Raw genomic sequence first — 11,525 nt, forward strand, 5'->3', positions numbered from 1 at the left:
AATCAGGTTTCTGCCTTCGCCGCTCGTGTCATCAGGTTGAGCACGGCCTCTCGCGGGCTCTCTCCCTCGTACAGCACCTGACCCACCTGGGTCGCGATCGGCATCTCGACGCTGTACCGGCTCGCAAGGTCCAACACGGCTTTCGTGGTCTTGACCCCTTCGGCAACCATGTTCATGTCGGCGATGATGTCGTCGATCTTGCATCCTCGGCCGAGCTGCACACCGACCCGATGATTCCGGCTCTTGGCGGAAACACACGTGGCGATCAGGTCGCCCATGCCGGCCAGCCCTGCGAAGGTCCTCGGCTGTCCTCCCATGGCCGAACCGAGTCGTGTCAGCTCGGCGAGGGCACGTGTCACCAGTGTCGCCATGCTGTTGTCGCCGAACCCGAGACCTTCGGACATACCGGCAGCGATTGCCATCACGTTCTTGAGCGCGCCTGCGGTCTCGCAGCCGATCACGTCATCGTTGGTATAGACCCGAAACGTGGGACCCATGAACAGGTCTTGAAGCCGGCGAGCAAGTTCCTCGTCTTGCATGGCGATCACCGTTGCCGCCGGCTGTCCATCCATCACCTCGGCAGCCAGGTTCGGGCCGGTGAGCACGCCAACGCGCGACGGATCATGGTCTTGGAGCACTTGGTTGGTCACTTCGGTCATGCGCAGCAGGCTGCCCTGTTCGATCCCTTTGGTCAGGCTGAGAAGAGGTGTCTCCGCAGAGATCAGCCCTGCCATGGCCTCGATGACGGTCCGGTATCCGTGTGAGGGCACTGCCATGACGATCACGTCTGTGCCGTCGACGGCTTCGGACAGATCGCTGGTGGCGTGCAGGCCGTACGGAAGCCGGTGCCTCGGGAGGTAGTCCGGGTTCTCGCCTGTCGCGGTGATCGCCTCCGCGAGCTCAGGACGCCGAGCCCACAGGTACGTCGGATGTTCACGCGCGGCAAGAGCTGCGATGGTCGTTCCCCAGGAACCTGCTCCGATCACCGAGACTCTCATCACACCTCTTTGGGTCCACCGTAGTCGTGCGGTTTGGCTTGTCGGGATCAAAGCTACAGTGCACGGACATGGCACGCCTCGGCATCGTCGGGTTCCCGAACGTAGGTAAGACGGAACTGTTCAACGCGCTCACGGGACTCGACGCGGCGACCGCGCCCCATCCGTTCTCGACGATATCTCCGAACATCGGGGTCGCCTCGATTCCCGACCCGGCCCTGGAGGCGGCGGCCGAGATCGAGGATTCGAAGAAGGTCGTGCATGCCGTGCTCGAGCTTCTCGACCTTCCGGCCATGGGAGCACACGGCAGCGGTCTCGGATCGCAGTTCCTCGGAAGGTTGCGGGAGGTGGAGGGGCTCGTCATGGTGTTGCGGGCCTTCGACGATGAGGGAGTACCGTCCGATGAATCCGGTACCGATGCCGCTGCACAGGCGGAGGAGCTCCTGCTCGAGTTGACGATGGCCGACGCGGACGTGTTCGAACGCCGCAGGCCGCGTATCGCCAAAGAAGCTTCTGCGGACGCCACCAAGAAACGTGCTGCCGAGGCGATCGCCGAGGCGGCAGAGTTTCTCGGGGAGGGGAGGCCACTGCGCGCCAGAGAGTGGTCTGACGCCCAACGCGACGCGTTCAGGGATCTCGCTCCGCTGACACTGCGCCCGGCGGTGTGGGTGGTGAACGTTGGTGAGGAGGAACCTGATCCTGATGCTCTCGTTCGAGACGTCTCGGCGCTGGTGCCCGGCGGCGACACGGTCGTTGCGCTTTCCGCACAGATCGAAGCCGAGGCGGCCCGGTTGGATCCGGAGGATCGGAGAGAAGTCTTTGAGGGTCTCGGAATGGGCGAAGGCGCCCTCGCGGAGATGGTGCGGGCCTCCTACGGCGCACTTGGGCTGCTGACCTTCTACACGGTCGGACCCAAGGAGTCTCACGCTTGGACGGTACGAGCAGGAGCCAGAGCACCCGAAGCTGCGGGCAAGATCCACTCTGACCTCGAGCGAGGATTCATCCGAGCGGAAATCGCTCCGATCGCCGAGGTGATTGCCGCCGGCGGATGGGACGCCGCCAAGCACGCAGGTGTCGTGCGGGTCGAGGGCAAGGACTACGTGATGCGCGAGGGCGACGTCATCGTGGTCCGCTTCTCGGTCTGAGTCCCTTTGGATCCGGATAGGGCGAGGCTCCGGCAAGGGGGTAGAGCCGGAGCCTCGTTGCTCTCCTTGCGAAGAGCCACAAAGGGCCGTTTTGTCGAGCAGGCGCCAGGGAGTCCATACTCGCAGCCCAATGCGCTTGTTGGGGTGCCGGGTGCGGGTAACACCCGACAGTTAGATCGTAGTAATCCCTGCGCAAACGTGTCAAAAGGCCGACGGAGCGCAATACTGCATCCATGCAGGAAACACTCGAATCGTTCGCCCGGCACTTCCCTGAGCCGCTGGCAGTGCTCCTGCTGGCTGCGCTACCGGTCTTCGAGCTTCGCTTCTCGATCCCGTTCGCCGTGCATGCGTTCGACATGCCGGTGGCCCAGGCATTCCTCTGGTCGGTGATCGGCAACATCATCCCCGTCCCATTCATCCTGATGCTTCTCGGGCCGGTTACCGCATGGGCGGAGGACCATTGGGGCTGGCTGCACCGGATTCTCGACCGTCTCTTCGCCCACACACGGCGCCGTCATACCGGGCGTTTCGACCGTTTGCGCGAACTTGCCTTGATCACTTTCGTAGCCATTCCTTTGCCGATTACAGGGGCATGGAGCGGTGCACTGGCCGCGTTCGTGTTCGGAGTGGAGCGTCGCAAAGCGACGGCGCTCATCGCAGTCGGGGTGCTGATCGCCGGTGTCGTCGTCTCATTACTCACGGTGGCCGGCGTAGCCGTCTTCAATTGAGATCAATCCGAGATCGAGAACTCGACACTCAGCGTTACCGTGACCGTCTGAGAGCCCGGCTGGATCGGTGTTGCCGCTGCTTCGAGTTCGCCTGAAGTCCGGAACATCGGGGCAGGTGGGGTTGTCACCGTTTCGCTGATCGACGTCGGGGGCCCCAACGTCATCCCAGACAACGCTGCGAGCTGCTCTGCTTTGGCCCGTGCATCCTTCCATGCCCGCTCTCGGGCTGCTTCCAGCAGAGATTCGTTGTCTTCGAGTGAGAACCGTACCCCGGAGACTTGTACGGCGTCCCCGCCTGTGGAGGTGGCAGCGTCGATGACGGAGCCGGCTGTTGCGATGTCCCGGATCTTGGCCGAGACGGTATTCGTCACCCTGTAGCCCAGCAGTATGCGGGCGTCGTTGCGGTAGTCGTACTCGGGGAAGATCGAGTAGTTGACGGTCTGGATGTCCTGCTCGGCGACACCGCCATCTTCGAGCGCAGCGATGAGCCGGTCGGCCAGAACGGCTGCCTCCTGCACGGCCTCGGTAACGGAGTCACCGCGGACACTCACCCCCAGGTCGATCGTGAGCGTGTCGGGGGTTCCGCCCACCTCACCTTGTCCGGTGACCTTGATTCCTTGCGGCGCGGTAGCCGAGGCGTTCGTGATCGTGACGTCCGGCGTGCACGCGCTCAGCAGCAATACCGCGACTGCTCCGATCAGGATATGGCGCATGGGGAACTCCTTTCGGTGATGAGACGACATTGCGGCTCAGTCTGGTTCCCGAAGTAGGCTCGCATACTGATTATGCGCGGGGTTCAAGTAGCGACAGGAGGTGGTTGAGATGCAGATCGAAGGAGCGGTTGCGTTGGTCACGGGTGGTGCCGGTGGGCTTGGCGCCGGGGCGGCGAGGAAGCTGCTCGAGAGGGGAGCGAGAGTAGCGATCCTGGACCTGCCCGCCTCAAAAGGATCCGAAGTGGCGCACGATCTTGGATCGGATGCGGTCTTCATCCCTGTTGACGTCACCGATACGGACTCTGTCGAGGCCGCGGTCGGGGCCGTCGTTCAAACCTTCGGACGCGTCGACATCTGTGTCAACGCTGCGGGGATCATCGCCGGTCATCGTGTTGTGGCACGGGATGGGTCCGTGTTCCCTCTGGACCGGTTTCGGGCGGTCATCGATGTCAACCTGATCGGACTCTTCGACGTCACTCGCCGAGCTGCGGCTGCGATGCAGGGCAATGAGCCGAACGAGGAGGGCGAACGAGGACTGATCGTCAATGTCGCCTCGATCGCCGCGTTCGAAGGCCAGGTCGGTCAGGCGGCGTATTCGGCATCGAAGGGCGGCATCGTATCGCTGACGTTGCCGCTCGCCCGTGATCTCGCGTCGTTGGGCATCAGGGTCGTGGCGATTGCTCCCGGCATCATGGACACGCCGATGTTGGGCGTGGTGAGCGAGGAGATCAGAACCGCACTCACGAAGCTTCACGTGTTTCCGAAGCGACTGGGCACTCCGGATGACCTTGGAGCGCTGATCGTTGCCATCGCCGAGATTCCTCTGCTCAACGGGGAAGTGATCCGCCTCGACGCTGCAGCCAGACTCGGCCCGCGCTGATGGGTCCCCTCCACGGTGTGACCATCATCGAGATCGGCTCGATCGGGCCAGGTCCTTTCTGTGGCATGGTGCTCTCCGATCTGGGGGCGAATGTCGTGCGTGTCGAGAGGCCCGACCCTCCGTCATATCCGGAGCTCCTGCACCGGGGCCGGGCCTCGATCGCCGTCGACCTCAAGCATCCCGAAGCCGCAGCTCTCATCCTCAGGCTCGTCGAGCAGGCAGACGGTCTGATCGAGGGCTTTCGCCCCGGTGTCGCCGAACGTCTCGGAATCGGACCGGATGCGTGCCTGGATCGCAACGTGCAGCTCGTCTACGGGCGCATGACCGGCTTTGGCCAGGAGGGGCCGTTGGCATCGGTCGCCGGCCATGACATCGACTACATCGCGCTGTCCGGCACTCTGCATCCGATCGGACTTGTCGGCGGACCTCCCGTCGTGCCACTCAATCTGCTCGGCGACTTCGGCGGCGGGGGGATGCTGCTGGCCGTCGGCATGCTCGCAGGCCTTCTCGAAGCAGCCCGGAGCGGTCGAGGCCAAGTGATCGATGCGGCAATGGTCGACGGCTCGGCGCTGCTGACGACGTTTGTCCACAGCATGGTGTCGGCAGGCTTGTGGTCGCAGCATCGCGGCGACAATCTGCTCGACGGCGGCGCACCCTTCTACGGTGTGTACGAGACGTCAGACGGCAACTACATGGCTGTCGGAGCGTTGGAACCGAAGTTCTTCACTGAGCTGCTCGGCCGGCTCGGTCTCGACGCCGAGTCTGTTCCGAACCAGTACGACCGGTCGCAGTGGCCCCGGATGAGGGAGCTGTTCCAAGGGATCTTCGCAGCGAGGACGCGTGCGGAATGGACTGCCGTCTTCGAGACCGCAGACGCGTGTGTGGCACCCGTGCTTTCACTCGATGAGGCTCCAACACATCCGCACAACCGTGCCAGAGACACATTCGTCGAAGTAGAGGGCAAGGTCCAGCCGGCCCCTGCACCTCGATTCAGCCGCACTGCCGTCGACATCCCCGGGCCGGTCCCGGCACCAGGTCAGGACACGGATGAGGTACTGGAGTCATTCGGTTTTCGCAGCGAGGAGATCGCTGCACTTCACTCAGGGCGAGTCGTCTTTTGAGCTGAGCTTCGGGCTCTCGCTATCGTGCCTTTACCCCCAAGGGAGAGGTGAGATGCGGCAGTACAGGAGTCCCGGCGAGGTCAAGATCGCTCCAACCGACAACGCCTTGAGTGCGCTTCTCGTGAGAGCGGACACGCGTCCCGACGCTCCTACCCTCGCGTACCGAGACGGGGATCGCTTCGTTGACGTTTCGACCCGTGATGCCGTGGACCGGATCAACCGGATTGCCGCCGCCCTGGTCGAGGCGGGGATTCGCCCGGGCGACCGGGTGGCCGTGTTCTCGGCGACAAGGCTCGAGTACACGGTAGTCCAGTTCGCAATCTGGGCCGTAGGTGCAGTGCTCGTCACGATCTACGAGACGTCTTCTCCGGAGCAGGTCGAGTGGATCATGAGCGACAGTGGAAGCGTCGCCCTTTTCTGCGAGAACGAGCAACTGCGGTCGGTGTACGACGAAGTGTCTGCCGATCTGGCCGCATGTGAACACGTCTTCGTCATCGAGGACGCGGGATTCGGAACGCTCGGGGCTACGGCGGGGGAATCGGCACGTGCGGAGGTTCGACGCAGAACGGCCGGGATCTCACACGAGGATCTCGCCATGCTCATCTATACCTCGGGCACCACCGGGCGTCCGAAAGGATGCGAACTCACCCACTACAACTTCATCTTCACGGTGCGCAATGTGGTCTCCACCCTGCCGGATCTGTTCAAGGCGGAGAACTCGACACTCGTGTTCCTGCCTCTCGCCCACAGCTTCGCTCAAGTCGTGCAGGTCGCGTGCATCGCTGCAGGAGTCAAGATCGGCTATTCCACCGGGATGAAGAACCTGGTGGAGGAGTTCTCCCTCTTTCGCCCGCGGTGGGTGTTCTCGGTTCCGAGAGTCTTCGAGAAGGTGTACAACGCGGCCAAGCAGAAGGCGGACGCCGAGGGCAAAGGCAGGATCTTCGACGCTGCTGCCAAGGTCGCGATCGACTACTCGTCCCAGGAGGCGCCAGAGCTTCAGACGAGGCTGCTGCACGCCTTCTTCGACCGGTTGGTATACAAGAAGATCCGTGACGTGTTCGGTGGCAATCTCATCTATGCGATCTCGGGTGCCGCGGCCCTCGGCGAGCGCCTCGGCCACTTCTTCAAAGGTATCGGCCTGACTGTTCTCGAAGGCTATGGACTCACCGAGACCACGGCAGCCACGTTCTTCAACCGGCCGGACAGCATTCGGATCGGTACCGTCGGCCGGCCTACGCCGGGTATGGCGGTGGCGATCGCGGACGACGGCGAGATCCTTCTCAAAGGCGGCTGTGTCTTTCGCGGATACTGGAACAACGAGACTGCTACCGCAGAGGCGATCGACTCCGACGGGTGGTTCCATACCGGAGATGTCGGTGACCTCGACGACGACGGCTACTTGCGTATCACCGGGAGGAAGAAGGAGATCCTGGTGACTACCGGCGGCAAGAACGTGGCGCCGTCAGTGCTCGAAGACCGTCTGCGCGCTCATCCGCTGGTCAGTCAGTGCATGGTCGTCGGCGACGCGAAACCCTTCATCGCCGCGCTCATCACGCTGGATCCCGAAACGGTGGCCGTGTGGGCCGAGCAGCGCGGGAAACCCGAAGCCGGTCTCAGCGACGATCCCGAGCTCGTCGCGGAGATCGAAGCAGCGGTGGCAGAGGCAAACAAGGCGGTCTCGAAGGCCGAGTCGATCCGTCAGTTTCGGATTCTTCCTGCCGACTTCACCATTGGTAGCGGCGAACTCACCCCTACCCTGAAAGTAAAGCGGTCGTTCGTCGGCAAGAAGTACGGCCACATCATCGACGACATCTACGGGAGCTGATCCACATGGCGATGAGTGTCAACGATGCGGAGAAGGAAGAGCCTGAAGCGTTGTTTCAGGCCCTGTCGACCAGCCCCGACGGCCTCACATCGTCCGAAGCACAGCAGCGTTTCGAGAAGTACGGACCGAATGCTCTGCCGGAGCAAAAGGTCAGCCCGCTTCTCCAATTCCTGTCGTACTTCTGGGGGCCGATTCCGTGGATGATCGAGATCGCCGCCGTCCTGTCTGCTCTCGTCCGTCATTGGACCGATTTCGTGATCATCGTGATCTTGCTGCTCTTCAACGCGGTGGTGGGGTTCTGGCAGCAGCACAAGGCTGAAGATGCAGTCGCAGCCCTCAAACAGGAGCTCGCTCTTCAGGCACAGGTGAAGCGAGACGGGACATGGAGTCTGGTTCCCGCCGAGAACCTCGTGCCAGGTGACATCGTGAGGCTCAGACTGGGAGACATCATCCCTGCGGATGTGAAGCTGCTCGATGGGCAGTACCTCAGCGTCGACCAGTCGGCCCTGACCGGCGAGTCTCTCCCCGTCACGAAGAAACCTGGTGATGTCGCCTTCTCCGGTTCTGTTGCGAAGCAAGGGGAGATGGTCGCCCTGGTGGTTGCCACGGGGACAGGGACCTACTTCGGCAAGACCGCCGCGCTCGTCCAAGAAGCAGGGGCTGTCTCGCACTTCCAGAAAGCTGTGCTCCAGATCGGTGATTTTCTCATCTATGTCAGCCTTGCACTCGTCGCGGTGCTGCTCGTGGTTCAGCTGTTTCGAGGATCGGACGTCGTCCAGCTCGTCCAGTTCGCGTTGATCCTGACGGTGGCATCGATCCCGGTCGCCATGCCTGCCGTGCTTTCTGTGACGATGGCGGTCGGTGCGATGGCGCTTTCCAGGATGAAGGCCATCGTCACTCGGCTGCAGTCGCTCGAGGAGATGGCCGGCATCGACATCCTGTGTTCCGACAAGACGGGCACGTTGACACAGAATGTCTTGACATTGGGCGAACCTCTCGTCGCGGATGGTCATGATGAAAGCGAGCTGGCTCTTGCCGGTGCTTTGGCCTCCGAGCTGGAAAACCAGGATCCGATCGACATGGCGGTCATCGGTGGATTGAAGGATCCAGGCGTCTTGAAGGGATACACGCAGAAGGCGTTCATGCCTTTCGATCCGATCGGCAAGCGTACGGAGGCGACGGTCGTGGACGGGTCCGGCCGGTCGTTCAAGGTGACCAAGGGGGCGCCACAGGTGATCCTGGGTCTCTGCCGTCTCGATGAAAAGGTGCAGAGCACGGTACGGCAGCAGATCGATGAGCTGGCCGGCAAGGGATATCGGACGCTAGGGGTGGCAAGGACCACCGATGGCGACACGTGGGAGTTCCTCGGTCTTCTCCCGCTTTCCGACCCGCCGCGTGAGGATTCGGACGCCACGATCCAGAAGGTGAGACAGGAGGGCGTCGCCGTGAAGATGGTGACGGGCGACAACCTCTCCATCGCGCGTGAGATCTCCCGTGAGCTGCATCTGGGACAGAACATCCTCGTTGCAGACGAGCTGCTCAAGGACGGTGTGGAGCACATCAGTGAGGAGACGGCGCGGGCGATCGAGGAGGCGGATGGATTCGCACAGGTCTTTCCCGAGCACAAGTACGGCATCGTCAAGGCGCTTCAACAACGAGGACATCTGGTTGGAATGACGGGTGACGGGGTGAACGATGCCCCGGCTCTCGAACAAGCCGAGGTGGGTATCGCCGTGTCCGGTGCTACCGCAGCAGCAAGGGCTGCCGCCGCCCTCGTCTTGACGGCGCCGGGCCTATCGGTGATCGCCAAGGCGATCGAGGAGGCCAGGCGTATCTTCGAGCGCATGAATTCGTACGCGATCTATCGGATCAGCGAGACGGTTCGCATCATGGTGTTCGTGGTAGCGACGATGATCGCGTTCGATTTCTATCCGATCACTGCGATCATGATCATTCTCCTCGCGTTCTTCAATGACGTTCCGATCATGACGATCGCCTACGACCACACCGACGTTGCTCCCAACCCCGTCAGGTGGAACATGCGTCGCGTCATCTCTGTCGCCAGCGCGATGGGCATGGTCGGGATGACAGGGAGCTTCTTGATGTTGCTGCTCGCACTCAAGTGGTTGAAGTTGGACACGGGTCAGGTACAGACATTCGTGTTCCTCAAGATGGCGGTTGCCGGTCACCTGGCGCTCTTCGTGGCCCGGACGAGGGGCTTCTGGCTGAAGAAGCCGTATCCTGCGCCAATCGTCATCTGGTCGGCGATCGCGACGAAACTGGCGGCCACGCTGCTCGTCGCCTACGGGTTCGGTCTCGTGACGCCGATCTCGTGGGGAGCGATCGGTCTGATCTGGGGGTACGCAATCCTCTTCGCGTTCGTGACGGATGCAGTGAAGATGGCGGTCTACGCCCGCTTGGACCGACGAGACCGGCACAGCAGGCGGTTCGTCCGCAATCTGAACCGGTCGTTGTTCTCACACGTCGGCCCCCACCGGCAGCGCCGTGTCGGAGATGATCGTCGCGCAGCATGACGGGGCGACGATGAGCCGGCGCTGGTGGCAGACAGGCGTCATCTATCAGATCTACCCGCGGTCCTTCCAGGACTCCAACGGCGACGGGATTGGCGACCTGGAAGGCATCCGGCGGCGTCTCGGCTACTTGAGCGACACTCTTGGCGTCGATGCGTTTTGGCTGTCACCGTTCTATCCGTCACCGATGGCCGATTTCGGGTACGACGTCTCCGACTACTGCGACGTCGATCCGATCTTCGGAACGCTCGACGACTTCGACAGGCTTCTCGCCGAAGCGCACGAGCGGGGACTGAAGGTGATCATCGACTGGGTGCCGAATCACACATCGGATCAGCACCCGTGGTTTGAGGCGTCACGATCTTCCCGGGATGATCCGAAGCGCAGCTGGTATGTCTGGGCCGACCCGAAACCGGACGGATCGCTGCCCAACAACTGGCAGAGCGTGTTCGGCGGTCCGGCATGGGAGTGGGACGAGCACACGCAGCAGTATTACCTGCACTCATTTCTGGGGGAGCAGCCGGATCTCAACTGGCGGAACCCTGCGGTCGAAGCGGCGATGCTCGACACGCTCCGGTTCTGGCTCGACCGTGGTGTCGACGGTTTCCGGATGGATGTCGTCGACTTCATCATGAAGGATCCTGGGCTTCGCGATGATCCCGAGCCGCCGGCCGACGAACCGCTGCGAAGCAGAGCCCACGAGGACGTGCACGCGGAGTTCAAGAAGATTCGCTCGGTCCTCGACTCCTACGAACCTGCGAGGTTCTCCATCGGCGAGATTCACGAACCTGATTGGGGACGCTGGGCCTCGTACTACGGGCGGCATCTCGACGAGCTGCACATGCCGTTCAACTTCACGCTGTTGCACGCACCATGGAATGCCGGCGTGATACGCCGCCTGGTCGACGCGTGCGACGGCTCTGTCCCGCGAGGGGGCCGGCCCAACTACGTCCTCGGGAATCACGACATGCCGCGTGTCGCCACTCGGCTCGGATCCGAGCGAGCCAGGGTGGCCGCGATGCTGCTGCTGACGCTGCGCGGGACGCCGACGCTCTACTACGGCGACGAGCTCGGCATGGAGCAGGTCGACATCCCCCCGCAGTTGCAGCAGGACCCGTGGGGGAGGCAAATGCCGGGGATGGGGCGGGACGGGTGCAGAACACCCATGGAGTGGGACGCGAGCCCACATGCAGGCTTCACCGACGGTGTTCCATGGCTTCCCGTGGCGGAGGGAAGCCGGCAGCGCTGCGTTGCGGTTCAGGGTGCCACTTCGATCCTCGGGCTCTACCGGAAGCTGCTCGAGCTTCGCAGGCGAACGCCGGCGCTTCAGGCCGGCGTGTATCGATCGCTCGATGCGCCGCCAGGGTGCTTCGTGTACGAACGTTCGCTGGGCCCGGACCGGTTCGTCGTCGCGTTGAACTTCGAGGCCGAACCCCGCACCGTGAATGCAGAGGGCACGGTGCTGCTCTCCACCGGCCTCGATCGGGACGGGCGGAGCATGCAGCACGAGTTGCGTCCGAACGAGGGCGTGATCATCGAGCTTTGACGGCTCGCCTCCGTGTTCCTCGTGCCTCGACCGCCGACCTT

The 11,525-nt window shown here is 62.8% G+C and carries 9 protein-coding genes; 7 read left to right on the forward strand and 2 right to left on the reverse strand.

The window, feature by feature from the left end:
- Positions 1–2: 2 nt before the first annotated feature.
- The gene (locus tag GWP04_07400; GenBank protein NIA25381.1) at positions 3–998 is read right to left on the reverse strand and encodes an NAD(P)H-dependent glycerol-3-phosphate dehydrogenase; all 996 of its coding nucleotides are present in this window, start codon (positions 996–998) and stop codon (positions 3–5) included.
- Positions 999–1,066: 68 nt separating this feature from the next.
- Between GWP04_07400 and ychF the strand changes: the two genes are divergently transcribed.
- Complete coding sequence (ychF, locus tag GWP04_07405) at positions 1,067–2,140, forward strand: redox-regulated ATPase YchF (GenBank protein NIA25382.1); 1,074 nt, start codon at positions 1,067–1,069, stop codon at positions 2,138–2,140.
- 233 nt (positions 2,141–2,373) lie between these two features.
- Positions 2,374–2,868, forward strand: coding sequence for a ligand-binding protein SH3 (locus tag GWP04_07410; GenBank protein NIA25383.1), 495 nt, complete (start codon positions 2,374–2,376; stop codon positions 2,866–2,868).
- A gap of 2 nt (positions 2,869–2,870) precedes the next feature.
- Here the strand turns inward: GWP04_07410 and GWP04_07415 are convergent, their stop codons facing one another.
- Complete coding sequence (locus tag GWP04_07415; GenBank protein ID NIA25384.1) at positions 2,871–3,581, reverse strand: DUF541 domain-containing protein; 711 nt, start codon at positions 3,579–3,581, stop codon at positions 2,871–2,873.
- Positions 3,582–3,690: 109 nt separating this feature from the next.
- Here GWP04_07415 and GWP04_07420 point away from each other — a divergent pair, with 109 nt between their 5' ends.
- The 5 genes from GWP04_07420 to GWP04_07440 are packed head-to-tail and all read left to right on the forward strand — an operon-like array spanning position 3,691 to position 11,484.
- Positions 3,691–4,461: an SDR family NAD(P)-dependent oxidoreductase gene (locus tag GWP04_07420; protein ID NIA25385.1), complete on the forward strand. Its 771-nt coding sequence runs from the start codon at positions 3,691–3,693 to the stop codon at positions 4,459–4,461.
- Positions 4,461–5,582, forward strand: coding sequence for a CoA transferase (locus GWP04_07425; protein ID NIA25386.1), 1,122 nt, complete (start codon positions 4,461–4,463; stop codon positions 5,580–5,582). Before GWP04_07420 ends, GWP04_07425 begins: the two co-directional genes overlap by 1 nt.
- 52 nt (positions 5,583–5,634) lie before the next feature.
- Positions 5,635–7,407, forward strand: coding sequence for an AMP-binding protein (locus GWP04_07430; protein NIA25387.1), 1,773 nt, complete (start codon positions 5,635–5,637; stop codon positions 7,405–7,407).
- A gap of 5 nt (positions 7,408–7,412) precedes the next feature.
- Positions 7,413–9,941 carry a plasma-membrane proton-efflux P-type ATPase gene (locus GWP04_07435; protein ID NIA25388.1) on the forward strand — a complete coding sequence of 843 codons (2,529 nt, stop codon included), beginning with the start codon at positions 7,413–7,415 and terminating at the stop codon, positions 9,939–9,941.
- A gap of 10 nt (positions 9,942–9,951) precedes the next feature.
- A complete protein-coding gene (locus tag GWP04_07440) occupies positions 9,952–11,484 on the forward strand; it encodes a DUF3459 domain-containing protein (GenBank protein NIA25389.1) in 1,533 nt (510 codons plus the stop codon).
- Positions 11,485–11,525 lie beyond the last annotated feature (41 nt).

The sequence above is a fragment of the Gammaproteobacteria bacterium genome (genome assembly GCA_011682695.1).
Classification (GTDB): Bacteria; Actinomycetota; Acidimicrobiia; order Spongiisociales; family UBA4744; genus BMS3Bbin01.